Source organism: Jeotgalibacillus proteolyticus (assembly GCF_002926065.1).
Taxonomy (GTDB): Bacteria; Bacillota; Bacilli; order Bacillales; family Jeotgalibacillaceae; genus Jeotgalibacillus; species Jeotgalibacillus proteolyticus.
Window position 1 is genome coordinate 16579 of sequence record NZ_PREZ01000011.1, and the last position, 26841, is coordinate 43419.

Annotated in this window: 27 protein-coding genes; 26 read left to right on the plus strand and 1 reads right to left on the minus strand. The window is 42.9% G+C overall.

All coding sequences use genetic code 11. The annotated features are described in order from the left end of the window. The first annotated feature begins 81 nt into the window (after positions 1 to 81). From yabG to mfd, 13 genes are all read left to right on the plus strand, one after another. The gene (gene yabG, locus C4B60_RS20395; RefSeq protein ID WP_167578721.1) at positions 82 to 939 is read left to right on the plus strand and encodes a sporulation peptidase YabG; all 858 of its coding nucleotides are present in this window, start codon (positions 82 to 84) and stop codon (positions 937 to 939) included. 145 nt (positions 940 to 1084) lie between these two features. Beyond that, a complete protein-coding gene (gene veg, locus C4B60_RS20400) occupies positions 1085 to 1348 on the plus strand; it encodes a biofilm formation stimulator Veg (protein WP_104059810.1) in 264 nt (87 codons plus the stop codon). Between the two features lie 101 nt (positions 1349 to 1449). Continuing rightward, entirely contained in the window at positions 1450 to 1632 is a 183-nt protein-coding gene (locus tag C4B60_RS20405) for a small, acid-soluble spore protein, alpha/beta type (RefSeq protein ID WP_104059811.1), read from the plus strand. A 578-nt stretch (positions 1633 to 2210) separates the two neighbouring features. Then, entirely contained in the window at positions 2211 to 3080 is an 870-nt protein-coding gene (ispE, locus tag C4B60_RS20415; RefSeq protein ID WP_104059813.1) for a 4-(cytidine 5'-diphospho)-2-C-methyl-D-erythritol kinase, read from the plus strand. A gap of 62 nt (positions 3081 to 3142) precedes the next feature. Then, positions 3143 to 3988, plus strand: coding sequence for a pur operon repressor (gene purR / locus C4B60_RS20420; protein WP_104059814.1), 846 nt, complete (start codon positions 3143 to 3145; stop codon positions 3986 to 3988). Between the two features lie 21 nt (positions 3989 to 4009). Continuing rightward, complete coding sequence (locus C4B60_RS20425) at positions 4010 to 4384, plus strand: RidA family protein (RefSeq protein WP_104059815.1); 375 nt, start codon at positions 4010 to 4012, stop codon at positions 4382 to 4384. A gap of 197 nt (positions 4385 to 4581) precedes the next feature. Beyond that, entirely contained in the window at positions 4582 to 4875 is a 294-nt protein-coding gene (gene spoVG, locus C4B60_RS20430) for a septation regulator SpoVG (RefSeq protein ID WP_104059816.1), read from the plus strand. Positions 4876 to 5127: 252 nt separating this feature from the next. Next, positions 5128 to 6501 (plus strand): bifunctional UDP-N-acetylglucosamine diphosphorylase/glucosamine-1-phosphate N-acetyltransferase GlmU, encoded by a 1374-nt coding sequence (glmU, locus tag C4B60_RS20435; RefSeq protein ID WP_104059817.1) that lies wholly within the window; start codon positions 5128 to 5130, stop codon positions 6499 to 6501. Positions 6502 to 6512: 11 nt separating this feature from the next. Continuing rightward, positions 6513 to 7472 carry a ribose-phosphate diphosphokinase gene (locus C4B60_RS20440; RefSeq protein WP_104059818.1) on the plus strand — a complete coding sequence of 320 codons (960 nt, stop codon included), beginning with the start codon at positions 6513 to 6515 and terminating at the stop codon, positions 7470 to 7472. Positions 7473 to 7674: 202 nt separating this feature from the next. After that, on the plus strand, positions 7675 to 8307 hold the full coding sequence (locus tag C4B60_RS20445; protein WP_104059819.1) for a 50S ribosomal protein L25/general stress protein Ctc: 633 nt from the start codon (positions 7675 to 7677) through the stop codon (positions 8305 to 8307). Between the two features lie 103 nt (positions 8308 to 8410). Further along, entirely contained in the window at positions 8411 to 8974 is a 564-nt protein-coding gene (pth, locus tag C4B60_RS20450) for an aminoacyl-tRNA hydrolase (protein WP_104059820.1), read from the plus strand. A gap of 66 nt (positions 8975 to 9040) precedes the next feature. Beyond that, positions 9041 to 9271, plus strand: a complete 231-nt coding sequence (gene fin, locus C4B60_RS20455) for an anti-sigma-F factor Fin (protein ID WP_104059821.1) — start codon at positions 9041 to 9043, stop codon at positions 9269 to 9271. Between the two features lie 665 nt (positions 9272 to 9936). After that, on the plus strand, positions 9937 to 13485 hold the full coding sequence (gene mfd, locus C4B60_RS20460) for a transcription-repair coupling factor (protein WP_245154067.1): 3549 nt from the start codon (positions 9937 to 9939) through the stop codon (positions 13483 to 13485). 118 nt (positions 13486 to 13603) lie between these two features. On the opposite strand, the gene C4B60_RS20465 is transcribed toward mfd, so the two are convergent. Beyond that, positions 13604 to 14494, minus strand: coding sequence for an AraC family transcriptional regulator (locus C4B60_RS20465; RefSeq protein ID WP_104059822.1), 891 nt, complete (start codon positions 14492 to 14494; stop codon positions 13604 to 13606). A gap of 129 nt (positions 14495 to 14623) precedes the next feature. Here C4B60_RS20465 and melA point away from each other — a divergent pair, with 129 nt between their 5' ends. The 13 genes from melA to C4B60_RS20530 all read left to right on the plus strand — a co-directional run bounded on the left by melA (position 14624) and on the right by C4B60_RS20530 (position 26484). Then, positions 14624 to 15949 (plus strand): alpha-glucosidase/alpha-galactosidase, encoded by a 1326-nt coding sequence (gene melA, locus C4B60_RS20470; RefSeq protein ID WP_104059823.1) that lies wholly within the window; start codon positions 14624 to 14626, stop codon positions 15947 to 15949. Between the two features lie 92 nt (positions 15950 to 16041). Next, a complete protein-coding gene (locus C4B60_RS20475; RefSeq protein ID WP_104059824.1) occupies positions 16042 to 17082 on the plus strand; it encodes a LacI family DNA-binding transcriptional regulator in 1041 nt (346 codons plus the stop codon). A 65-nt stretch (positions 17083 to 17147) separates the two neighbouring features. Next, positions 17148 to 18407, plus strand: a complete 1260-nt coding sequence (locus tag C4B60_RS20480) for an ABC transporter substrate-binding protein (RefSeq protein WP_104059825.1) — start codon at positions 17148 to 17150, stop codon at positions 18405 to 18407. A 66-nt stretch (positions 18408 to 18473) separates the two neighbouring features. Then, positions 18474 to 19403, plus strand: coding sequence for a carbohydrate ABC transporter permease (locus C4B60_RS20485; protein ID WP_104059826.1), 930 nt, complete (start codon positions 18474 to 18476; stop codon positions 19401 to 19403). Continuing rightward, entirely contained in the window at positions 19403 to 20233 is an 831-nt protein-coding gene (locus tag C4B60_RS20490; RefSeq protein WP_104059827.1) for a carbohydrate ABC transporter permease, read from the plus strand. Before C4B60_RS20485 ends, C4B60_RS20490 begins: the two co-directional genes overlap by 1 nt. Positions 20234 to 20464: 231 nt before the next feature. Further along, positions 20465 to 21001 (plus strand): stage V sporulation protein T, encoded by a 537-nt coding sequence (gene spoVT / locus C4B60_RS20495; protein WP_104059828.1) that lies wholly within the window; start codon positions 20465 to 20467, stop codon positions 20999 to 21001. A gap of 110 nt (positions 21002 to 21111) precedes the next feature. After that, positions 21112 to 22734, plus strand: coding sequence for a putative polysaccharide biosynthesis protein (locus C4B60_RS20500; protein ID WP_245154068.1), 1623 nt, complete (start codon positions 21112 to 21114; stop codon positions 22732 to 22734). A 36-nt stretch (positions 22735 to 22770) separates the two neighbouring features. Beyond that, positions 22771 to 24234, plus strand: coding sequence for a bifunctional methyltransferase/pyrophosphohydrolase YabN (gene yabN / locus C4B60_RS20505; protein WP_104059829.1), 1464 nt, complete (start codon positions 22771 to 22773; stop codon positions 24232 to 24234). A 17-nt stretch (positions 24235 to 24251) separates the two neighbouring features. After that, entirely contained in the window at positions 24252 to 24518 is a 267-nt protein-coding gene (locus C4B60_RS20510) for an RNA-binding S4 domain-containing protein (protein WP_104059830.1), read from the plus strand. Positions 24519 to 24623: 105 nt separating this feature from the next. Further along, positions 24624 to 24905, plus strand: coding sequence for a sporulation protein YabP (gene yabP, locus C4B60_RS20515; protein ID WP_104059856.1), 282 nt, complete (start codon positions 24624 to 24626; stop codon positions 24903 to 24905). Then, positions 24902 to 25450 carry a spore cortex biosynthesis protein YabQ gene (gene yabQ / locus C4B60_RS20520; RefSeq protein WP_104059831.1) on the plus strand — a complete coding sequence of 183 codons (549 nt, stop codon included), beginning with the start codon at positions 24902 to 24904 and terminating at the stop codon, positions 25448 to 25450. Before yabP ends, yabQ begins: the two co-directional genes overlap by 4 nt. Before the next feature lie 60 nt (positions 25451 to 25510). Beyond that, complete coding sequence (locus C4B60_RS20525; protein WP_104059832.1) at positions 25511 to 25906, plus strand: FtsB family cell division protein; 396 nt, start codon at positions 25511 to 25513, stop codon at positions 25904 to 25906. A gap of 131 nt (positions 25907 to 26037) precedes the next feature. Further along, positions 26038 to 26484 (plus strand): S1 domain-containing RNA-binding protein, encoded by a 447-nt coding sequence (locus tag C4B60_RS20530; protein WP_104059833.1) that lies wholly within the window; start codon positions 26038 to 26040, stop codon positions 26482 to 26484. Positions 26485 to 26841 lie beyond the last annotated feature (357 nt).

Sequence of the window (26841 nt, forward strand, 5' to 3'; positions counted from 1 at the left end):
CAATCAGGGGTTTTTGGTTAACACCCCTTGCTAGGCTCCTGCATATAGTAAAGAGAGGTCAGGATGACAGGAGGCCAAGGGATGGAATGGAACGACCAATTAGTTGGACGCAAGTCTTACGGGTGTGACGTGCTATTTCGTGTGGTGGATGTGCTGGAAAGAGATGGAGAAGAAATAGCTATTTTATATGGAGCAGATATCCGGTTAGTCGCAGACGCACCAATTAGTGACCTGGCTTTAATGACAGACAAAGAAATTGAAAAATTTGAAGAAGAATACAGAAGTCTTGAGGAGGAATCCTTTCACTCATTCACTGCTGACACCAAGCAGAATGAGGATCGTAAAAATTCCTCCTCCAGCTTATCTTTTCATTTACCGGGACGTGTGCTTCATATGGATGGAGACCCCCGGTATCTGAAAAAATGTGTTGATGCCTATACCTCTTTAAGTGTTCCGGTGATTGGAATTCACTGTCAGGAAAAAGAAATGCCGGAACGCGTTTCGTCACTAATTGACCAATATCAGCCTCAAATACTGGTGCTGACCGGGCACGATGCTTACCTGTCTTCACGCGGGAAAAAATCCGATATTAATGCGTATAGAAATTCTGTTTCCTTTGTAAAAGCTGTACAGGAGGCAAGAAGAAAAATGCCGAGTCTTGACCAGCTTGTCATTTTTGCCGGCGCCTGTCAGTCTCATTTTGAGTCGTTAATTCATGCAGGCGCTAATTTTGCAAGCTCCCCTTTACGGGTAAATATTCATGCGCTCGATCCTGTGTATACTGTAGGAAAAATCAGCTACACCTCATTTAAAGATTCGATCTTCATGGAAGATATTTTGCGTCACACCCTGGCGAATGAAGACGGAATTGGCGGTGTCGAAACAAAGGGAGTCCTTAGAATTGGGACCCCTTACAGAGCCGAAATGTACCAGGATTGATAAATTCTTCTGAATCTGACGAAAAACTGCGGTATTTGCAGAATAAAAAACATTGACAGTTATAATAAAATATTGATAAAATAACTTATTTATTTGACCTCGCAGGAACAATGTGTTATACTAAAGCCAGTGAGGTGGAAGCGGAATGCCAAAAACTTTAGCCGATATTAAAAAGTCACTTGATTCAAATCTTGGAAAACGTCTAATGTTAAAAGCCAATGGTGGAAGACGCAAGACAATCGAGCGTTCGGGAGTTCTAACTGAAACGTATCCATCTATTTTCATTGTGGAATTAGATCAGGACGAGAACGCATTTGAACGGGTATCGTATAGCTACACCGATGTACTAACTGAATCTGTGGAATTAACCTTCATTGACGAAGGTTCTGAAGCCATTAATGTAAGCTAGCAGTGGACAGTCGTTTACTGCTTTTTTATTTGCGCAGCGCATAGGCTGCGTTTTTTTGTACATAGTAAAGATGGCTGTACCGACGGAGGGAGACAACTGACATGAGTAGACGTAGAGGAATGATGTCTGATCGACTCAAGGAAGAAATCGCCAAGGAGCTTGGGTTTTATGACACGGTCCAGCAGGAAGGCTGGGGCGGAATCAAAGCTCGTGATGCCGGTAATATGGTGAAGCGTGCCATCGAAATGGCTGAAAGTCAATTAGCGGGAAAACCACAGCAGTAAATTAACTGCCAATGGAATGCTTTTCGTAGACGATCGCTAGGGTGAGTGTAGGTTCATCAAAATGAATAGGTACAAGCCGAAAACCAACGGGAATTTTTCCGTTGGTTTTTTTGTTCAGGGGACGGCGGTTGTTGGAGCTAAACTGCTTCCACTTTTCTTGATCCAGTTTCAGCAGGCAGCTCCTCGGATCGTAAGCTGCTCATCCGTGCAGGCAAAAAGCGCCTGCTTGGCTGATCCTCTTACGTCTGTCGGAGCTAAACGCCTGCTTCCACTTTTCTTGATGTCCAGTTCCAGCAGGCAGCTCCTCGGATCGTAAGTCGAGCACCCATTTAGGCAAAGAGCGCCTAATTGGGCACTCGCCTTACGTCTGTCGGAGCTAAACGCCTGCTTCCGCTTTTCTTGATCCAGTTCCAGCAGGCAGGGGCTCGAGGTCACAAGTCAAGCACGAACTGAAGGCAAAGAGCAGCCTTCTGTCCGCACTCGCCTTGTGCTTGTCGCCCCTAAGCGCCTGCTTCCACTTTTCTTTATTTATGCTACAATAGCTTCATTGAACTGTTTGATGATTGAGGTGAGGTAGGTTGAAGATGATGGTGAAGGCGCCGGCGAAGATTAATTTGTCGCTGGATGTGCTTGGGAAGAGACCTGATGGGTTTCATGAGGTTGAGATGGTGATGACGACGGTGGATTTAGCTGACCGGATTGAGCTTGAGCTGGTGAAGAATGGTGCGATCCATATCCTTTCCCAGGACCGGTTTGTTCCCGGTGACCACAGGAACCTGGCATATAAGGCGGCTGACCTTTTAAAGGAGCGTTTTAAGGTTAAGGAGGGCGTCGCGATTACGATCCAGAAGCAAATCCCTGTTGCGGCAGGCTTAGCAGGAGGAAGCAGCGATGCAGCGGCTACTCTTCGCGGGCTCAATACGCTTTGGAATTTAGAACTGTCGCTTGAAGAGCTTGCAGAAATTGGCGCTGAGATCGGCTCAGATGTGTCATTTTGCGTTTATGGAGGAACAGCTCTTGCTACGGGAAGAGGGGAGATCATACAGGAGCTTCCGTGTCCTCCTAAGTGCTGGGTGATCCTTGCTAAGCCATCAATAGGCGTGTCGACAGCTGATGTGTACAGAAGCTTAAAGACAGATAGAATTGTGCATCCTGATACAAAAGCAATGGTCCAGGCTATTCATGACCAGAATTACAAGGAAATGTGCGCTAATTTAGGAAATGCTCTGGAGGATGTTACGTTAAAAATGCATCCTGAGGTAGCTCATATAAAAGATCAGATGGAGCGGTTTGGTGCGGATGCGGTGCTGATGAGCGGAAGCGGCCCGACGGTTTTTGGTCTTGTTGAGTATGAGTCAAAGGTTCAGCGGGTCTATAATGGCCTTCGCGGCTTCTGTGATCAGGTATTCGCCGTGCGGCTGCTCGGTGAACGGAACCCCCTTGCTTAGATCCGGATAATGATGATATAGTTACTATAAATTATTCGGGTTTTAGGAGGTATAGGACAGCAATGAAGGTCAAACGCAGTGAACGTCTTATTGATATGACTCATTATTTAATGGAACATCCAAGAGAATTAGTATCACTCACTTTTTTTGCAGATCGATTTCAATCAGCTAAATCCTCGATTAGTGAGGATTTGGTGATTGTAAAAGAAACCTTTGAGCTGCGCGGTGTTGGGACCCTCCAAACGGTTCCTGGAGCAGCGGGAGGCGTAAAATACATCCCAGGCATAAAACGCAAGCACGCAGAGGAGCTTATCGGATCTTTACGGACCAATGTTTCTCATTCCGATCGTTTGCTGCCTGGCGGGTATTTATTCATGACTGATATTCTTGGGGATATTCATTTAATGAATCATGTTGGTAAGCTCTTTGCTGCTGCTTTTGCTGACCAGGAAATCGATATGATCATGACGGTTGCCACCAAAGGCATTGGCATTGCTCATGCAGCTGCCAGATATCTTGGCGTGCCGGTCGTGGTTGCACGTCGGGACAGCAAAGTTACGGAAGGATCAACGGTGAGTATTAATTATGTTTCCGGCTCTTCAAAACGCATTCAGACCATGGTATTGTCCAAGCGCAGTATTGCCCAGGGAGCACGTGTATTAATCGTCGATGATTTTATGCGCGCCGGTGGAACAGCTGCAGGGATGATCAACCTGCTCGAGGAGTTTTCTGCGAAGGCTGTCGGCGTGGGAATCTTTATTGAGTCTGAATACAGTGAAGAACGATTAGTTGATAATTGGATTTCGCTGTTAAATCTAACAGGCGTTGATGAAAAAGGAAAAACGATTCAAGTGAAGACAGGTAATTATTTTGATAAAGTCCAATCTTTTTTAGACGATAAAAAGTAAACGTTCCGGGAGGAGATCAAAATGAAATTTGTTGAAACAAGCAATGCCCCTGCTGCAATCGGTCCTTATTCACAAGGAGTAGTCGTCAATAACCTATTTTACAGCTCTGGTCAGATCCCTCTGACGCCCTCAGGGGACTTAATTACGGGGCAGATTGAAGATCAGACACATCAGGTCTTCAAAAATCTGCAGGCAGTACTGGAGGAGGCAGGAGCTTCTTTTTCAACTGTTGTTAAAACAACCGTGTTTTTACATGACCTGGAGGATTTTGGGAAGGTAAATGAGATTTACAGCAGCTACTTTGGCGAGCATAGGCCGGCAAGATCGTGCGTTCAGGTGGCAAAACTGCCAAAAGGCGCCGGAATTGAAATAGAAGTTATCGCTCTCGTTAAATAAAAATTATCAGATCCTTTTAGCCTATGCTAAAGGGATCTTTTTCAATTTATTCAGGAGAGGAAAAATAGGCAAATGATTGCAAAAAATCAAATAAATCAAAATAATTTCTACTTTTTTCATTTTTAAGTAGGAAAATGACAGTTAAATGACGAATTAAAAAAGGGAGCGTCATCTATGGGGAAAGGTGGTGGTAATGAATGGAAGTTACAGATGTAAGATTAAGAAGAGTAAATACCGACAGCAGGATGAGGGCAATCGCTTCCATAACGCTTGACAATGAGTTTGTGGTACATGATATTCGTGTAATCGATGGGAATAACGGACTTTTTGTTGCGATGCCAAGCAAGCGAACGCCAGACGGTGAATTTCGTGATATTGCTCACCCGATAAACTCTAACACGAGAGAGATGATTCAAGCGTCTGTCCTTGAAGAATACATACGTGTTGGAACTGCCGAAGAAGCAGAACAGCTTGAAGAAGCTGGGGCTTAATGGAGTGATTATAAGAAATGAAGAGAGAGCCTAGCTTATTTAATCAGCTAGGTTTTTTGATTTTGCCTTTTTTTTCTATTTACACTATTTAAATACCAATTTGCGGCTTAATTTTTAATCCTATTTTTTTTGTTTTTAGGCAGAAGATATGACAAATGGATGACAGATTCTTCTGAAATCGCTAGTTTCCTTGAAATAAACGCTTTTTTAATATATATTCGAAGGGGAAAAATGTTGACTGGAGGACCGACAATGTCGAATCGATTTGCCGTAATTTTAGCAGCGGGTCAAGGAACTCGTATGAAATCAAAGCTTTATAAAGTTTTACATCCGGTATGTGGCAAGCCGATGGTTGAACATGTACTTGAGCAGGTAAAACATGCAAATATGAATGAAGTGGTAACCGTTGTTGGTCATGGTGCTGAACTCGTTCAAGCTCAGCTTGGCGATCGTTCAGAGTTTGTATTACAGGCAGAGCAGTTGGGAACAGCGCACGCCGTGATGCAGGCAAAAGATCGTTTACAAGATAAAGATGGGATTACATTGGTCGTATGCGGGGATACTCCTTTGATTACAGCTGAAACCATGTCTTCTCTTATTCAGCATCATGAGGAGCAACAGGCTAAAGCGACGATTTTAACTGCTCATCAGGAAGACCCGGCTGGATATGGGCGTATCATTCGGGATGAAGCTGGTCTTGTGAAACGCATTGTCGAGCATAAAGATGCAAGTGAAGCAGAGCTTGCAGTCAATGAAGTGAATACCGGTACGTATTGCTTTAACAACCGTGCTCTTTTTGAAGCGCTTGAAAAAGTAAACAATGACAATGTTCAGGGTGAATACTATTTGCCTGATGTGATTGAAATTCTTCAATCAGAGGGTGAAACGATCGGTGCATTCCAGACTGCTCATGCAAGTGAGACGCTTGGCGTCAACGACCGGGTAGCGCTGGCTCAAGCAGAAAAACTAATGAGAGCACGCATTAATGAAAAGCATATGCGTAATGGTGTATCGTTAATTGATCCAGAAAACACGTATATCAGCAGTGAAGCCCAAATTGGCCGCGATACCGTTGTTTATCCGGGAACCGTTATTCTTGGTGAAACCGTGATAGGTGAAGACTGTGTGATTGGACCGGCGAGTGAATTTAAGGACAGCAAGATTGCTGATCGAACCGTAATCAAGCAATCGGTCGTTCATGACAGCTCTATCGGTTCGGATGTTTCAATCGGGCCTTTTGCTCACATCCGTCCGCAATCAGCTATTGAAGACGAAGTAAAGATCGGAAACTTCGTTGAAATTAAAAAAGCTCAATTTGGCAAAGGAAGCAAAGCCTCCCACTTAAGCTATATCGGAGATGCTGAAGTAGGAAGTGACGTAAATATCGGCTGCGGATCTATTACGGTTAATTATGACGGCAAAAACAAACATCTGACGAAAATTGAAGATAATGTTTTTATCGGCTGTAATTCAAATCTGGTAGCTCCTGTAACGGTGGGGAAAGGCGCATACGTAGCAGCTGGTTCAACAATTACGAAAAATGTGCCGGGGGATTCATTATCCATTGCGCGGGCGCGTCAGGAAAATAAAGAAGGATACGCGAGCAGAATTCATACTAAAAAATAATGGAGGCTATCATGTCTAGAGAATATAAAGACTCGAAATTGAAAATCTTTTCTTTAAACTCAAATGAAGAGTTAGCGAGAGATATTGCAACTGCAGTGGGTACCAAGCTGGGTAAATGTTCTGTCACAAGTTTTAGCGACGGGGAAATCCAAATCAATATTGAAGAAAGTATTCGCGGCTGCGATGTGTTCGTTGTGCAGTCCACTTCTACTCCTGTAAACGAAAACTTAATGGAATTACTGATCATGGTAGATGCGCTGAAGCGGGCTTCTGCTAAAACGATCAATATTGTTATGCCGTACTACGGCTATGCAAGACAGGACCGCAAAGCGCGGGCACGTGAACCAATCACAGCTAAGCTTATTGCAAACCTGCTTGAAACCGCTGGTGCCACTCGCGTTATTACTCTAGACCTGCATGCACCTCAAATTCAAGGGTTCTTTGATATTCTGATTGACCATCTTCGCGGAGTTCCGATTATTGCTGAGTACTTTATTAAGAAAAACTTTAATCCTGATGAAATTGTCATCGTATCACCTGATCACGGCGGAGTTACGCGTACAAGAAAGCTGGCAGAGCGTCTGAAAGCGCCTATTGCTATTATTGATAAGCGCCGTCCGAAGCCGAATGTTGCAGAAATTATGAATATTGTCGGATCCGTTGAAGGAAGAACCGCCATTTTAATTGATGACATTATTGATACGGCTGGTACGATCACATTAGCGGCAAATGCGCTAATTGAAAATGGAGCAAAGGATGTTTATGCAAGCTGTACGCATCCTGTATTATCCGGTCCTGCGATGGAACGTATTAATAACTCTCCAATCAAAGAATTAGTGGTAACAAACTCCATTGCGTTAAGTGAAGAAAAAAAGGGCGGAAAAATTGTTCAGCTTTCTGTAGCCAATCTCCTTGCTGAAGCGATTATTCGCGTATTTGAGGAAGAATCTGTCAGTATGCTTTTTGATTAATTTGTCAAAACCACCCGGTATTCAAGTTGAATATCGGGTGGTTTTTTTGTCATAAAATCAATAAATAAGTCGTATATTGTAATAATATCTGCAAAAAACATCATGCTTAATTAAAATAGAATGTTTAAGTGAAGGCACTCATGGGTAACTTGATGATAGGGATTTATAATCTAAAATTCATTATTGAAAGGTGACTATAACTATGAGCTCTTTATTAAAAGCTAAAAAACGCGACGGATTTAAAAAATCAGACCTTACTGAATTAAGAGGTGCAGGAAAGCTTCCTGCTGTTGTTTATGGATATAAAGTCGACAACACATCTATTTTTGTTGATGAAATTGATTTAATCAAGGTTATACGTGAGGTAGGACGTAACGGAATTATTGAATTGGATATTGATGGCAACAAACAAAAAGTAGTCCTAAGTGACTACCAGTCAGATTTCTTAAAGGATGAAATTATCCACGCAGACTTCCTGGCAGTTAATATGGCATCCGAGCTTGATGTTGAAGTAACAGTAAATCTTACTGGTGAGGCTGCTGGCACGAAGGAAGGCGGTGTCGTTCAGACAACCCTTCATGAACTATCTGTTTCTGCTAAACCAGACGATATTCCTGAGTCGATTGAGGTAGACATCAGCGGACTTGAGATTGGCGATTCCGTATCAGTTGGCGATGTTCGTTCAGCATACAATGTAACGATTAATCACGAAGACGAAGAAACGATTGCCTCTGTATTAGCTCCGCGTGTTGAGGAAGAAACAACCGAGGAAGAAGCAGATGAATCAGAAGAAAATGAAACAGAAGAATCGCCTGAGGAACAATCAGTCGAATAATGTTTTAATTTTGGGCGTAACCTTTTTGGAGGTTACGCCCAAAATGGTTTATGATAGATGAGAGGGAAAAACTCTCACTGTATTGTAATGAGGTGTAGAAAAGATGAAATTAATTGTTGGTTTAGGCAACCCGGGAAAAACGTATGATAAAACAAAGCATAATATTGGTTTTGAAGTGATAGATGAGCTTTCAGCAAGATGGAATGCCCCACTTTTGCAAAGCAAGTTTAAAGGAGCGTTCGCAACGGTCCACCGGAACGGGGAAAAGATTATTTTGCTTAAGCCTCTTACGTATATGAATTTATCTGGTGAAAGCATTCGTCCACTAATGGATTATTTTGATATTCCGTTGGAGGATGTCGTAGTAATTTATGATGATTTGGATTTACCGCTCGGCGGGCTTCGGCTTCGTCAAAAAGGAAGTGCGGGCGGGCATAATGGAATTAAAAGCACGATCGCTCATTTAGGCACTCAGGATTTTAATCGTATTCGGATCGGAATCAGCCGGCCTCCTCAAGGTATGAAGGTTCCTGACTATGTCTTGAGCCGGTTCTCAAAGGAAGAATGGGCTGAGATGGAGAATGTCGTTAAGCGCAGCGCAGAGGCTTGTGAAAAGTGGCTCGAAAAACCATTTCTTGAAGTCATGAATGAATTTAATGGCGGATGAGTGAATATCTCTTCTTTAAGCGGCTTATACTAAGTTATCAAGCCTTATTGAAGGGAGCTGACCGAGATGGCGATTCACTATCAGTGCCGTCATTGCAGAAACACTGTTGGGAAATTGGATACACATACGGTTAATTCGGAACAGCTTGGCATTCACAAGCTGTCCAATGAAGAGCGTCAAAGCATGGTATCTTATACAAAGGAAGGGCACGTTGAGATTCAGACAATCTGCGAGGATTGCCAGGAATCACTTGAGCGTAACCCGGACTACCACGAATTAGACCAGTTTATACAATAAGCAGCTTTGGATGTCGCCATCCAAGGCGTTTTTCACTATATGCGGAACATGGCAGCTCCTCGGATCGGAAGTCGAGCACCCATTTAGGCAAAAAGCGCCTGATTGGCTGATCATCTTACGTCTGTCAGAGCTAAACGCCAGTTTCCGCTTTTAGATTATCCAGCTGCAGGCGCTAGCCCCTCGAGGTCATAAGTCACGCTGTCCAAGTGAACAAAGAGCGTCCACTTGGACACAGCGCCTTATGCTTGTCGGGGCTGAGCAAGCGCCTTCCGCTTTTAGATTATCCAGCTGCAACGGGCAGCTCCTCGGATCGTAAGTCGAGCACCCATTTAGGCAAAAAGCGCCTAATTGGGCACTCGCCTTACGTCTGTCGGAGCTGAACGCCCGTTTCCGCTTTTAGATTATCCAGCTGCAGCAGGCAGGGGCTCGAGGTCACAAGTCGAGCGCGAACTGAAGGCAAAGAGCGCCTTCTGTCCGCACTCGCCTTGTGCTTGTCGCCCCTAACCGCCTGCTTCCGCTTTTAGTTATTATCCAGCTGCAACGGGCAGCTCCTCGGATCGTAAGCTGCTCATCCATTCAGGTAAAAAGCGCCTGATTGGCTGATCCTCTTACGTCTGTCGGAGCTGAACGCCCGTTTCCGCTTTTAGTTATAGGAGGAGAGTGTTTTGAATTCTTTGTTGGATGGGTTTTTGAATGATGCGCAGATTTCGTCTGTGATTGAGGATTTGGATAGCGGGACTCGTGAACAGCTGATCTCAGGTTTGTCGGGATCGGCTCGAAGTTCGTTTATGGCAGGGGTTTATAAGCGATTAAACCGGCCGATGATGGTGGTTACGCATAATTTGCTGCAGGCGCAGCGTTTATATGAGGATTTGCTTCAGTATATCGGGGAGGACGAGCTGTTTTTGTATCCGGCAAATGAGCTGATTGCAGCAGAGATGAGTATCGCAAGCCCTGAGCTTCTTGCACAGCGCCTGGATACCATGAATCACCTTGCGACGGATGGCAGTGGCTTCTATATCGTCCCGATGGCTGGTCTGCGAAAGATTGTACCGCCTAAGGATAAATGGACAATAAATCAGTTTGCCATTCACCTCGGAGATGATATCAATGTGCAGGATACGCTAAACGCTTTACTGAAAATGGGATATGACCGTTCCGATATGGTCAGCCGGCCGGGTGAGTTCAGTGTTCGTGGCGGAATTCTTGATATTTATCCGCTAACCTCTCAAAATCCTGTGAGAATTGAATTATTTGATACAGAAGTAGACTCTATCCGTACCTTTTCAGCTGATGATCAGCGCTCCATCGATACCCTCCAGGAAATAACCATCAGTCCTGCAAGCGAGGTCATTATGGAGCAGGAGGATCTAAAGCTTGTTGCCGATGAATTGTCAAAGAGGCTTAAGAACAGCCTGAAGAAAGTGAAAAAAGCCTCTATCAAAGAAGCGATGGCCCAGCAGGCCGAATATGAAATCGGCTTATTAAAAAACGGGCAGAAGCCGGATCAGCTATTCAAATATCAATCTCTGGCTTTTGAAGAAGATACGAGCTTAGTAGAATATCTTCCGGAAAACGGACTAGTTTTCTTTGATGAAATGAGCCGGATTCATGAAATGGATGAAACGCTTGAGAAGGAAGAAACGGATTGGTATATCTCTCTCCTCGAGGAAGGGAAAATCATTCACGATGTACCGGTATCTCATAGTCTCGCTCAAATTCTGGCACTGGCTAAGCAAAGAAAGATTTACTTTTCTTTGTTCACAAGACAGATTCCTCATACAAGCCCTAAAAAAGTGCATACGTTCTCCTGCAAGCCGATGCAGAGCTTTCACGGTCAGATGCATGTGCTTAAGGCTGAGCTTGAGCGCTGGAAAAACAGCAAGTATACCGTTGTTCTCCTGGCTCCGGATGGACAGAGACTGCAAAAATTTGAACGGGTGCTTGCGGATTACGATATTGATGCAGCAATCATTCAAGATGGGCAGCCGCTTATTTCAAATGCTGTTCAAATCCTCAGCGGTACCCTCCAATCAGGGTTTGAGCTGCCAATGCATAAGCTTGCGGTTATGACAGAGGAAGAGCTTTTCAGACAAAAAACAAGAAAGAAAAAGCGTCAGCAAAAGCTGTCAAATGCTGAGCGGATTAAAAGCTATTCAGAGTTGAATGTCGGGGATTATGTTGTTCATGTTAACCACGGCATCGGGAAGTATTTAGGAATTGAAACCCTCGAAATTAATGGTTTGCACAAGGATTATCTAAATATCCGCTATCAGGGGAATGATCAGCTTTATGTGCCGGTTGAACAGATTGAGCTTGTCCAAAAATATGTAGGCTCCGAAGGAAAAGAACCAAAGCTTTATAAACTTGGCGGAACAGAATGGAAACGGGTGAAGAGCAAGGTTCAGTCCTCTGTAGCAGATATCGCCGACGACCTTATTAAGCTTTATGCTGAGCGGGAATCGGCCAAAGGCTTTGCGTTTACGGAAGATACAAATGAACAGCAGGAATTTGAATCATCCTTCCCTTATCAGGAAACTGATGACCAGCTCCGCTCAATTGAAGAAATTAAGCAGGACATGCAGCGCGACCGCCCGATGGACAGGCTGTTATGCGGTGATGTTGGCTACGGGAAAACAGAGGTAGCGATTCGAGCTGCATTTAAAGCCATTATGGACGGCAAGCAGGTGGCCATTTTAGTGCCAACGACGATTCTTGCCCAGCAGCATTATGAAACCATGATGGAACGCATGCAGGATTTTCCGATTAATATCGGACTTTTAAGCCGCTTCCGAACAAGAAAGCAGCAGCAGGAAACAATGAAGGGACTCGCGGCAGGAACCATTGATGTCGTTGTAGGGACACATCGTCTGCTTTCGAAGGATATTAAATACCGGGATATCGGTCTTTTAATTATTGATGAAGAGCAGCGGTTTGGTGTAACGCATAAAGAGAAAATTAAGCAGCTGAAAACCAATATTGATGTTCTTACCCTTACCGCAACACCAATTCCGAGAACACTCCATATGTCGATGCTCGGTGTGCGTGATTTATCTGTAATTGAAACGCCGCCGGAGAACCGTTTTCCGGTTCAGACCTATGTAATGGAATACAATGGAGCGCTGATACGTGAAGCGATCGAGCGGGAGCTTGCCCGCGACGGACAGATTTATTTCCTTTACAACAGGGTTGAGGATATTGCGAAAAAAGCAGATGAGATTGCTACCCTTGTACCGGACGCACGGGTTGCTGTAGCCCACGGGAAAATGACCGAAACGGAATTGGAATCTGTTATCCTGCAGTTTTTAGAAGGAGAATATGATGTTCTAGTGACGACCACGATTATTGAAACAGGGGTGGATATACCGAACGTTAATACGCTTATTGTTTTTGATGCGGACAAAATGGGATTATCACAGCTTTATCAATTGCGGGGACGTGTCGGCCGGTCAAACCGCGTAGCCTACTCTTATTTTACTTACCGCAAGGACAAGGTCTTAACAGAGGTTGCAGAAAAACGCCTGCAGTCCATTAAGGAATTCACAGAGCTTGGCTCCGGATTTAAAATCGCGATGAGAGACTTAACAATTCGGGGAGCAGGGAATCTGCTTGGCTCCCAGCAGCACGGATTTATTGATTCTGTAGGATTTGATTTGTATTCTCAAATGCTTAAGGAAGCAATTGAAGAGAGAAAGGATCAGCTTCCGGAAGCCTCCCGCGGCAAAGAGCCTCAAAAGCCCGCGGTTGAAATTGATTTGGATGTTAAGCAGGATGCGTATATTCCTTCCACGTACATTCCGGACGGGCATCAGAAGATTGAGATGTACAAAAAGTTCAGAGGGGCAGCAACTGCTGCGGACGTAGCCGAATTAAAGGATGAAATGATCGACCGCTTTGGAGACTATCCAAAAGAAGTGCAAACCCTGTTTCAAATTGCTGAGATTAAAGCCTTTGGAAATGAAATTGGCCTCGAAGCTATTCATCAGACCAAGGATGCGATCAAGCTTGAGCTGAGCGAGGACGGAACGAGCCGAATTGACGGTGGAAAAGCCTTTGAAATCAGCAGCCGCTTTGGACGGGACGTTGGCCTTGGTATGGATAATAATAAGCTGAAAGTCACTGTTCAAATTCGCAATAAAAAACCGGAGCAATGGTTCAGCATTGTTCACGAGGTGGTCTGCGGACTGCCTGAGGCTGTAAAAGAAACGGCTTAATAAATAAAGTAAGAGCTCGGGACATAACGGGAGCTTTAAAAAGTACACATTTCATGACTACTCGTTTTAGAACCGGATAAAGGAGTTGAGACAAACATTTGTCTCAACTCTTTTTTTGTTAAAAAATTACATGGTTAAAATCCACCATTTTCTTATCTTTTCGAAAGCGGTCAGGAGACATGCCGATCATTTTCCTGAAAACTTTACTAAAATAATTGGCATTTGTGTAGCCTGTTTCGACCGCAATTTCTTGGACAGTTTTATCAGTAGTGATCAATAGATCCATCGATTTTTGCAGTCGCACCTTGGCTAAAAACTGCATTGGGGTTGTTTTCATATGCTTTTGGAATTTATTTGTAAAATAGTATTTGGACAGCCCTGCATAATCAGTAATGTCATCAAGGGATAAATGTTTTTCGTAATGGTTTTTCATATAGTTTGCTGCTTTAAGAATATCCTCAGGCAGTTCAGATTGCGGACGGCTAAGACCCCTTGAGAATCGATGCAGCCCCATGATGAACTCATACCCTTGAGCTGAAGAGATAAATGTATCATTGATGCCCTCTTTTAAGACAAATTGATAGATCTTTTGCAAAAGAAAAATAAGCGGATCGTTTGCGTCAGCCTTAATTACATGGCCATATTTCTTTAGCAGCAGATCCCAGCATTCCTGTGCTTTGGTTCCTTCGAGAGTAATAAAGAGAAACTCCCATTCCGCACTTTCCTCCGGAAGATAATAGCAATGCTCACTCGGCACTTTAACAATAAAAGCCTCCCCGGGACCGATTGTATACGTTCTTTCCGCAGCCTGAAATCTGCCAAAACCATTGATCGTATATTGAAAAATACATGTATTTCCATCGTTTAAACGCATACGGCCATCCCAGTAATAGTCAGTAGAAGCCCTTTTCTCAAAGCCGATCGAAACAATACGGGCGGCCTCGGTTAATGGGTCATTTGAGGAGTGATAGACGAAGCTGTGATGAATTTCATTTTGACGATAAAGCAATATTTTACCCCCTTATTAAATTTTATTTACCATTGTCTAACAATTTTTACCCCTGTATCATTTGTTATAAGATTTACATTAATTAAAATTTACTAAATTTTCAACAAATTAATCTATGGAGGAAAGCAAATGAAAAAACTCACATTTATTGGCGCGGGAAGTACCATCTTCACAAAAAATGTATTAGGTGACTGTATGCTGTCGCCAGCTCTGCAGGATTTTGAATTTGCTCTATTTGATATTGATTTAAATCGCCTTTCCGAATCAGAAGTATTATTGAAAGCGCTTAAAAAAACAGTGGGATCAACAGTAGAAATCAAAACGTATACAAATCGTAAAGAAGCACTGAAGGGCGCGAAATATGTAATTAACGCCATTCAGGTTGGAGGCTATAAACCGAGCACTATCATTGATTTTGAGATTCCCAAAAAATACGGATTGCGTCAAACCATCGCCGATACAATTGGCATTGGAGGACTCTTTCGTGCACTTCGCACCATCCCTGTAATGCTCGATATCGCAAAGGACATGGAAGAGATTTGCCCGGATGCCTGGCTTTTGAATTATACCAATCCAATGGCCGCGTTAACTGGAGCAGTTTCCCGTTATTCAAATGTTAAAATGGTTGGATTATGCCACAGTGTCCAGATTTGTACGAGTCATTTATTAAGAGACTTGGAAATCCCCTATGAAAATATTGAAGAACGCATTGCAGGAATCAATCACATGGCCTGGCTCCTTGAAATTAAATCAAACGGCAAAGACCTGTATCCTGAAATTAAAAAGCGTGCTAAAGAAAAACAAAAAACTAAACACTACGACATGGTTAGATATGAGCTAATGGATAAGTTCGGTTTTTATGTAACGGAATCCTCTGAGCACAATGCAGAGTACCACCCTTATTTTATTAAAAACAATTATCCGGAACTCATTGAACGGTTTAATATTCCACTTGATGAGTACCCGAGAAGATGCGAGGCACAAATTGAAAATTGGGTTAAAACGAAGGAAAGTCTGTTAAAAGAAGAAAACCTGACACATGAACGGTCAAAAGAGTATGGCTCTCGAATTATCGAAGCGATGGAAACGAATGAACCATTTGTATTTGGTGGAAATGTGTTAAATACAGGCGGTCTTATTTCCAACTTGCCCGAAAAAGCTGTAGTAGAGGTTCCTTGTATCGCAAATCGAAATGGAATTACACCAGCTTATATGGGAGAACTTCCTGAACAGCTTGCTGCCCTAAACAGGACAAATATTAATACGCAACTTGTTACAATTGAAGCTGCAATCACTAAATCCAGAGAAAAGATTTATCAGGCTGCCATGCTCGACCCGCATACAGCAAGTGAGCTTTCCATGGATGACATCATCAGCCTTTGCGATGAGCTGATTGAAGCACATGGCGAAATGCTTCCTGAATACCAATCTGATAAGGAAACGATCAAACAGTAATCTGTTTGATCGTTTTATAAAAAATTGTAAGCGCTTAACTTCAAAATCTTTACAGGCTTGCAGTCAACTTCATACCTGGGAGGGGGAAATAGGTGGCTACGATCAAAGAAATTGCTAAACGAGTAAATGTATCAGCTGCAACAGTATCAAGAGTTCTAAATTACGATGAAACCCTATCAGCCTCACCCGCTACTAAAGAAAAAATTTTCTCCACAGCAAAAGAATTAAACTATCAAACCTTACGAAGCCGACGTAAGCAAAATCAATTTCTTTTAAAACAAACAGCAGAAGGTCTTCAATTTAGGTTAGCCATGATTTTGCTTCACTCAAAGGAAGAAGAAACAAATGATCCGTTTTGGCTCTCAATAAGGGAAGGTGTAGAGAAAGAATGTGCTCTCCGGGGGATCAGCTCGGTGAAGTTAATTCGCCTTCAGCAGTTAACAGGTGCCGAAAAAGAATTTTCCGATTTGGATGGCTTAATCATTATTGGAAGAGTGGATGGTGCCATCTTAAAATCGTTAAATCTCTATAATCGCAATATTGTGCTAATCAATCAGGAAGCAGCAGAATATGATTCTGTGGTTTTTGATTTCGACAAAGCCACCTGTTTAGCATTAGACCACTTAACTAAAAGGGGATATAGCCGCATTGGCTATATTGGCGGTAAAGAAAAAATAACGGTTGCAGAGCTTCAGGCACTAAAAAAGAATAATACAAAAGACGTAAGAAAAATCGTTTATGAAAACAAAATGCGACAAAGAAATTCCTTTGACCCGGAACTGGTTTATGTAAAAGAATACACCATCCAATCAGGATACGATTTAATGAAACTTGCTATTGAAAAAGGGAATTTACCGGAAGCGTTCTTCATCGCAAGTGATTCAATGGCCCTTGGAGCTTTAAGAGCTCTGCAGGAAGCAAATATTCGTGTGCCCGAACAAATAGGAATTGTCAGTTTTAATGATATAGAGATCGCACAATATACCTCACCGCCGCTTACGACGGTGAAAATCCCTACCGAAGAGATGGGGCGCATGGGTGTCAAGCTGATGATCGATCGGCTTCAGGGGCGGGAGCTGCCGTTAAAGGTTCTTGTACCTGCAGAACTAGTCGTCAGAGAAAGCTGCATTTAAGCGAAAACCATGCGCTCTAAAAGTTGTTTTCACTTTGACTCATTTTATTTAAGGAGGAAAAAGTAATGAAAAAAATAGGAATGTTATCGGTTCTTTCATTATCAGGAGTTATTGTCTTAGCAGGTTGCGGAAGCGGCAATGCAAACGGAGGAGACGGTGACCAGGTAAGGCTGACTCTCACCTCTACTGCCACTACTAAGGCAGACCAGGATATTTTCAAAGAAATTGTAGCGGAATTTGAAGAAGCGAATCCTGATATAGCTATCGAAGATTCTTATCCAGGCGATGGCTACGAAGACTTGGCGCGTGTCAAAATGGCGGCAAATGACATGCCTGATCTGTTTGATACACATGGTTGGTCGACTAATCGATACAGTGAATATACAGAGGATTTAAGCGATATGGATTGGGTCGAGCATTTAGAACCTGCGATGGAATCAATATTAACGGATGAAGATGGAAAGCTTCATGCATATCCGGTCAATCAAGCGCTGGATGGCCTATCTTACAATAAAACACTTCTTGATGAATATGGAATTGAGGCACCTTCAACCTTTGATGAATTTATGACAGCTTTGGAAACGGTTAAAGAAAAAAGCAATGGTGAAGTCATTCCTCTTTGGCTGGGAGGGGCAGAAAAAAGTCAATTTGGACAGTATTTTGACCAATTCGCTACACCTCTGCTTATTACAGATGAAAACAACAATTACGAAGAGGAACTTTTAGATGGCACCTTTGATTGGTCTGCTTATACTTATCTTCCTGAGAAGCTAAAAGAAATGCATGATAAAGAATTGCTGAACACCGATATTTTAACAGCACAGGTAACACAGGGCGCTGAACTCATGGCACAAAATAAAGTAGCTTTTGTCATGCTGAACGGATCAATCGGCCGCGAGGTTACAGGGCTTAATCCGGAAGTACAGGTTGGTACCATGCCGGTTCCGGCAATCCATGAAGGTGATTCTCCGGTATGGATTGGAGGAGAACGTTTTACCCTCGCTGTTGCCAATAACTCTGAGCACAAAGAGGAGGCAAAGCAGTTTATAGAATTTATTTCGCAACCTGAAATCGCTAAAAGATTAGCAGAAGGAACGTCACTTCCTGATGCACTGACGAATGTTGAGGCGGATAATTATTTTGCTGAGTTTTATAACGAGTATGAAGGCATTGAAATTCAGCCCTATTTTGATCGCGTTTTCCTGCCGAGCGGAATGTGGGATCCCATGGGCTCGACCGGCCAGGAGCTCATTGCCGGTACAATGACACCTGAACAGGTTTCTGAAAAAATGGCCCAGGAGTATACACGCTTGAAAAGTGAATAAAGAAAAGGGAAATGGAGCAATTACTTTGCTTCATTCCCTCCTTATTCAGCAAAGGGGGTTGAAGAAATGGTCCAAACAGTGACAAAAACAGCAGTAAAAGTGAAGAATAAAAATGCAAAAATGTATAAAAAAAGGGGAGATTCTTCCCTGTGGTGGATGTACTTACCCAGCTTGCTTATCGTCTGTTTGTTTATTGTTTTTCCATTTATAGACGGAATAAGAATATCCTTTACCAATTGGAACGGATTCTCACAAACCTATAGCTATATTGGATTTGATCAGTACAAGAGAATGTTTTCTGATCCTGATACTTGGCTGGTGGTAAAGAATACATTGCTTTACGGTATTGGGAGCACCATTTTGCAAAATATCGTGGGACTTGGCTATGCTTTATTGCTTAACCAGAACTTGAAGATTCGAAGCTTAACCAGAACGATCATTTATTTGCCTGTTATTATATCCCCCTTAATTATGGGCTACATATGGTATTTTTTCTTTGCTTATAATGGAGGCGCATTAAACGATCTTTTTGTCTTGTTTGGAAGTGAACCAGTTAATGCATTGGGAAATCCTGCTGTAAATCCATATATTATTGTCTTTGTTAATACATTTCAGTTTGTCGGTATTGCGATGATTATTTATCTTGCCGGTCTTCAGAGTATCTCAAAAGAGTACTACGAAGCAGCGAATATAGATGGTGCAAACAGCTGGCAGAAATTTAAAGCTATTACCATCCCTTTGCTGATGCCCTCTATTACGATTAATTTGGTCTTAAATATTATTGGAGGGTTGAAGTTATTTGATGTGATCGTTGCGCTGACGAATGGAGGCCCTGGAAATGCCTCTCAGTCAATGTCCACCTTTATGTACAATTTATATTTTTCAAGGCAAGATGCAGGCTATGCTGCAACACAAGGGGTCTTGATGGCGTTAATTATCCTGGTCATCAGTATGGCTGCACTGCTCTATTTTAAACGAAAAGAGGTAGAAGCATAATGAAAGCAAGAACATCGCGGAAAACGTGGATCCTTACTTTAGCGGCTCTCTTGATTACTGCTTTTCACCTTATACCCTTTTACATCCTTCTTACAACAGCCATTAAAAGAACAGGGGATTTCTCTTCGAAATGGTCATTCCCTGATTATGTAAACATAGAAAATTTTACGATTGCGTGGGAACAGGCCAATCTGGGAAATGCGCTTGTTAACTCCATTATTATTACTTCTTTTGCTGCTATCGTTCTGATCCTGTTTGGGTCTCTGGCGGCATATGCTCTTGCAAGAAGAACAACCAAATTAAATAAATATATCTACATCCTTTTTGTAGGTGTTATGGTTATTCCGCCACTGACCGCTTTGGTCCCGTTATATCGAATGGTTGTTAATTTTGGTCTTATGAATACGCATTTAGTAGCAGTGTTAAATAATGTTGCTGCTTTTCTTCCATTAACAATTTTCCTCTATGCAGGGTTTATAAGATCTACCATTCCGAAAGAACTTGAAGAAGCAGCGAAAATTGACGGAGCAAATACTCTAAGCATCTTTTTCAAAATCATTTTCCCGCTGCTCAAACCGATTACTGCCACTGTATTAATTATTTCTTCCGTTTATATTTGGAATGATTATCAATTTGCGATCTTCTTTTTACAGGATTCCAGTGTGCAGACACTCACAGTTGTTCTGGCAAGCTTCTTTGGTCAAAATGGCAGTCAGCTGAATCTTGTTGCAGCGGCAGCTTTAATGGCCTCTCTTCCTATGGTCATTGTCTTCCTGTTCTTGCAGCGTTTCTTTATAGAAGGGCTTGCTGCGGGAAGCGTGAAGGGATAAACGAATTAAACAGCCGTTCATTCAACGGGTCTGCTGTCTGAAGCGAATTTTTCAAAATACCTAATTAAACGCAAAAAAAATGCATATTTTAATCAAATAAATACTTTTTTTGGAGAAATTGCGTGGAATCGGTATAAATATGTCCATTTAATTAATACTAGCAAGTAAGTAACAAGCAGTGTGATAAACAGGACAGGAAAAATTCGCTCACAGAAAGAGAGGCACCACGAAATGAAAGCTACTGGTATTGTCCGTCGAATTGATGATTTAGGACGTGTGGTAATTCCAAAAGAAATCAGAAGAACCTTACGCATCCGAGAAGGAGATCCGCTTGAGATCTTTGTTGATCGTGAAGGGGAAGTCATCTTAAAAAAATATTCTCCTATTAACGAGCTGGGAAGCTTTGCAAAGGAATATGCAGAAGCACTGCAGGACAGCCTTGGCCATCCTGTATTAATTTGTGACCGGGATAATGTTATCGCGATTGCCGGTGTCTCCAAGAAGGAATACCTGAATCGCAGAATCGGCTCCGGGGTAGAAGAAATTATGGCTGCTCGTAAAAGCATCCTATCTGAAAAACAAACGAGCTTAGCAGTAATTGAGCACCAGGATGATGAAGCAGCTTCTTATGCGATTTCTCCAATCGTTTCATCAGGAGATCCAATCGGCGCGGTGATCATTTTTTCAAAGGATCAGGCGCTCAGTGAAGTTGAAATGAAGTCCTGTGAAACAGCAGCAAGCTTCCTTGGACGTCAAATGGAGCATTAATAATCGAAAAAAAACGCAGCCTTAACAGGACTGCGTTTATTTTATTTAAAAAGGGTCTGAAAACAGGCATTAAACGACAGGAATCATGGATTTTGCTATAATTGACAAGTATGAATACTGGAACGGAACGAAAGGCGAGTGGCATCCCGATGGGTCAAACATCAGGCAATATGATGAAAGGAGCGGCCATTTTAACGCTGGCAGCCATTTTCTCTAAAATTTTAAGCGCATTATATCGCGTTCCCTTTCAAAATATTGTAGGCGATACAGGGTTTTATATTTATCAGCAGGTGTATCCGCTGTATGGCATTCTGCTGGCCCTTTGTACGTATGCATTTCCCGTTATGATTTCAAAAATGGTCGTTGATAAAAAGGAGCATTCGTCTGAAAAGGAAGTGCTGCGCGTACTTCAACTATCGTTTCTTTACTTAACCTTTGTCGGCATTGTCATCTTTCTCTTTTTGCGTCTAGGAGCAAATTCGATTGCGGGCTGGATGGGGGATCCCCTGCTGGCACCGTTAATTGGTTTAATGGCGTATCCTTTTTTACTGATGCCTATTTTATCGACAAGTAAAGGGTGGTTTCAGGCAAATTATAATATGGTTCCTTCAGCCTTTTCACAAACCGGTGAGCAATTAATCCGGGTAATCGTTATCCTGGGCTTGTCCATTTTGCTTATGACTCTTGAATCCTCGCTTTATGATGTGGGGAAAGGAGCGGTTCTTGGCTCCCTTGCCGGTGCTGTAACCGGTGTTGGCATCCTTCTATTTTTCTTAAAAAAGCAGGACATTAATTGGCGGTCGCTTGGTTCATTCACCATTAGAAGAGAAGACTGGTCGGTGATCCGTCAGCTGACCATAACCGGAACAGCGATTGGCATGGGCAGTATGTTGCTCGTATTGTACCAGCTGATGGACTCATTAAATGTGTACTCGATGCTTGTTGCAGGAGGGATTGAAGAAGGGGCGGCGAAGTCATTAAAAGGTGTATATGACCGGGGACAGCCATTGCTTCAAATGGGGGTAGTGGTTGCCACTTCACTGTCCCTGGCTATCGTACCGATTATTGCTTCTGCGCATGAAAATAAAAAATTGGAGATCGTCAGGCAGCAGGCCAGGCTAGCAGTTAAGGTTGGGCTGTTATTTGGCGCTGCAGCTGCAGCAGGGTTAATGAACATAATAGATCCGCTCAATCACATGCTTTTTCAGGATTCTCAGGGTTCACTTGTTCTTGCTGTCCTTAGTGCCTCAGTCCTTTTTGCTTCTGTCATCCTGACGATAAGCGCAGTTTTGCAGGGTGTGGGAGATTACCATTTAGCGGCGTGGTCGATTGTTTTCAGTCTGGTGATAAAATATGGCTTAAATGGGCTTTTAATCCCTTCTTATGGCACAATGGGAGCGTCAATCTCTACTGTAGCAGCTCTCGTATTTGTCACAGCTGCAGTTGTTTGGAGACTCAGAAGGAAAGTCGGTTATTTACTTTCGCGTCTTTTTTATATGAGGCTTGCTCTGGGGCTTCTTGCTATGACATTGACGGTGCAGACGTTGCTGCATTTGCCGGTTCCCTTCCCAGACAGCCGGCTGACAGCAGTTATTATGTGCTTACTTGGTGTAACAGCTGGAGCATGGGTCTTTTTTAAAGTAAGCTGGAGAAAAGGACTGTTTACGCAGGATGAGGTAAAACAAATTCCTCTTGGAAGAAAACTCGAACGATTATTTGGCAGATTGCCATAACTATATAGAAAAGTAAACCATAAAGGAGGCAGTTTTGTGGCTAAACACATTGACATTATTGGCCTTGGGGCAGGGGATCTGGATCAGCTGCCGCTTGGTATTTATAAAAAACTTACACAAGCACCATCCATTATAGCGCGAACACTGTCACACCCGGTGATCGAAGCATTAAAAAAAGAGGGCCTAGCCTTTTCTTCCTTCGATTATGTGTATGAAGCACATGACCGCTTTGAAGATGTCTATGAGGAAATAGCCGGTACGCTTATTAAGCAGGCAGAGGAAGGACCGGTGATGTATGCTGTCCCAGGTCATCCCCTGGTGGCGGAGCAGACCGTTCAGATCCTTTTAGAATATCAGCGTAAGGGAATCGTTACTGTAACGGTTCACGGCGGCCAAAGCTTTCTGGATGATTTATTTACTGCTGTAGAAATAGATCCTATTGAAGGCTTTCAGCTGCTGGACGGAACAGCACTTGAAAGAGATGGCCTGCAGGTTACCCAGCATATCATTATTGGACAGGTGTATGATGCCTTTATCGCATCAGAGGTTAAGCTTACCCTGATGGAAAAGTATCCTGATGAACATCCTGTTACCATTGTTACAGCTGCAGGAAGCAGTGGGCAGCAAATGACTACGGTGCCGCTTTATGAACTGGATCATGGAATGGCCCTTAGTAACCTGACAAGCGTCTACGTTCCACCGTTAAAGGAGGATCAGCTAAACGGGGAGTTCTTTAAGCTGCGTCAAATTATAGCGGCACTGAGAAGTCCGACTGGCTGTCCGTGGGACCGGGAACAGACGCATGAGTCCTTAAAAAAGCATTTAATCGAGGAAGCCTACGAGCTGCTTGAGGCAATTGACCAAAAGGATTACGATCATATAACCGAAGAGCTAGGCGATGTGCTGCTGCAGGTCATGCTGCATGCCCAGATTGGCGAGGACGATGGCTATTTCACGATTCAGGACGTCATTTCAACTCTTTCTGAAAAAATGATCCGGAGACACCCTCATGTGTTTGGCGATGTAAAAGCTGAAACGACTGAGGATGTAATGAAAAACTGGAAAGCCATTAAACAGAAAGAAAAAGGGGATACAAAGGAGTATACGTCCTTTTTAAAAGACACTGGTGCAGGAAAGCCCGCTCTTATTCAGGCAGCTGAGATTCAAAAAGCAGCAGCAAAAGCAGGATTTGACTGGGAGGACCACTCCGGTGCGTGGGATAAATTTGAAGAAGAGTGGCAGGAGTTTCAGGAGGAAGTAGCTAACGGCAATAAAGAAGCAAGCCTGAAGGAATTCGGAGACGTGTTATTTGCTCTCGTGAACGTTTCACGCTTTCATGATATTCATGCAGAAGAAGCACTCATTATGACCAATCAAAAGTTTAAAGCCCGGTTTATGCATGTGGAAAAATGCGTGCAGGCATCTGGAAAGCCATTTAACGCCCATACATTGCAGGAGCTGGATCAGTTTTGGGATGAAGCTAAACGAAAAGGACTATAGAAGGCGGGGGAAAGAACATGAGATTAGATAAATTTTTAAAGGTTTCTCGTTTAATTAAAAGAAGAACACTGGCAAAAGAAGTAGCAGATAAAGGACGCATACTTGTCAACGGCCAGCAGGCAAAAGCAAGTTCCACCGTTAAGCCCGGAGACGAGCTTGTCATTCGCTTTGGACAGCGTGTGGTAACGGCAACTGTAGACCGGCTGCAGGAAACTACGCGAAAAGAAGAAGCTGCGACGATGTACACGATTACAAAGGAAGAGCGATTAGGATCGGAAGAATAATAGGAGGCATCATGAATAAGCGTCATACATCCCCTTTCTGCTGCATACAATGTGCTAAGTAACAGTTTGAATTTTCAAAGCGGGGTGGATGAAGTGCCTTACTCAATGGAGCCTCAGGCAAATAAACCGGAGCACGAAATTATTATGAGTAAAAGACAAACGTTATCCATAACAGGGGTTCGGCAGGTAGAAAGCTTTGACAATGAAGAATTTTTATTGGAAACGGTTCAGGGCTTTTTGTCTATTAAGGGAAAGAATCTGCAGATGGTCAATTTAGATGTGGATAAAGGCGAGGTTTCCCTTAAAGGCAAAATTGATGATTTGCTTTATATTGATGAACCGGGCCCGCAGGAAGCGAAAGGGCTGTTCAGTAAGCTGTTTCGATGATTCTTGATCTGCAGCTCCAGGTAATGTCAACGATGCTTGCCGCCGGATTGGTTATCGGGCTGAACCTGACCCTTTATGACCGGTATATTACCCGGTCAGGCTCTACCGGCTGGCGCTGGGTTACAGATGGCGTTTTTTGGGTCGTACAAGCCCTGCTCGTATTTATTTTATTATTTAATGTGAATGGCGGGGAGTGGAGACTTTATGTGCTTCTCTCCATCCTGTGCGGATTTGCTGGCTATGAGGCCTTAGTGAAAAAAAGCTTTATTTACCTTCTTGGGATTGTGGACCGGGTGGTTAAGTGGGTCGTTAAAGTCATTACTTCCATTTTTACCATCTTCGTTTTTACGCCAATTTTGTGGATTTGGAAACTGATTCTGCTGATTGCCATTGGGGGATTTACCGTTTTTTGTCGTATTTTGCAGGTTGTGGGACGAATTGTGGCCTTTCCATTCCGGCCATTTATCCAGTTTTCTCGTAAAAAGGGAATTTTTTTTGCAAAAAAGATAAAAAAGTGGCTTAATCTGTTATATAATAGGGAATAAGCATAAGGATTCCGTGGCTAAGTCTCACGAGTTGGATAAGAAGGAGGAAGGCAACCACATATGGGAACTAAACGCAAAAATGTAACCTCCCTGGAAAATCAGTACATTGTGGATCAGAAAAATTCAGAGCATCGAAAAGAACTTCATAAAAAGAGACTTATTCGAAGGCTATCACTCTTTATCGTTTTTGCGGTGGTTGTTAGCGGCCTGCTTATTTCTTCCATGGTGACCCGAGCGAATGTACTGGAGGAAAAACAGGCGCAAAAAGTCCAGCTGGATGAACAATTAGTTCAGCTGAAAAAGGACGAAAAGAAACTTAATAACGAGATCGAAAAGCTGAATGACGATGAGTACATAGCCAAATTAGCCAGAAGAGACTATTTCTTATCAGATGAAGGTGAAATTATTTTTAATATTCCCGAGGATGGTCAAACCGCTTCAGATCAGGAAAACTGATCAATTGTGGAATACATCTGAATAGAATATTTTACAAATAGAGTGTCGGTATGTTGACACTCTTTTTTTATGTTAGCTATAATAATAAGTAAGGTCTATTTTTTATTTTTCTAAGGAGGATCATTTTTTTTATGTCAATCGAAGTAGGCAGCAAGGTACAAGGTAAAGTGACAGGCATCACTCATTTCGGGGCATTCGTTGAATTGCCAGGAGGTTCAACAGGACTTGTGCATATCAGTGAAGTTGCGGATAACTATGTCAAGGACATCAATGAGCATCTTAAAGTAGGAGACGAGGTTGAAGTAAAGATCTTGAATGTGGAGAAGGACGGCAAAATTGGTCTGTCCATTCGCAAAGCAAAAGATCAGCCGCCTCAGCAAGCTCAGCAGCGTCCAAGACCCAACCGCAGTAATGATCAGCGCGGAGGCCGAAGCAGCAATAGCGGCGGGGGTGCTGTAGGAAGAGAAACATTTGAACAAAAAATGGCTCGTTTCCTGAAAGATAGTGAGGATCGCCTGACATCACTTAAGCGCCACACAGAGTCAAAACGAGGCGGCAGAGGTGCTAAAAAAGGATAATAAGCTGTCAATTTCGTATTTTTAGATGGCATCAATAATCTTGATCTATCGATACAGTGCAATAGTGAAAAGAGCCGGCTATAGACGCCGGCTCTTTTCTGTTTACCTTTTTTTCGTTTAAATGAATGCTCAATTGCTGCAACGCAGCTAACCAATTTCCGCTGAAGACTCTTTCTGCAAACCCACATACAAAAGACCATCCCCTCAAAAGCTGCTCAATGACCCTCTTTCTTTTTTAACAATTTCTAACATCTATCTCTGCTCACCTGTTTTAAAAAAGGCACAACACTGCCAACTCTTTCGGAAGAGGAAATCGAAACATCTAGTATCAGCACCCTTCGCACTCTTTTTGTAGTT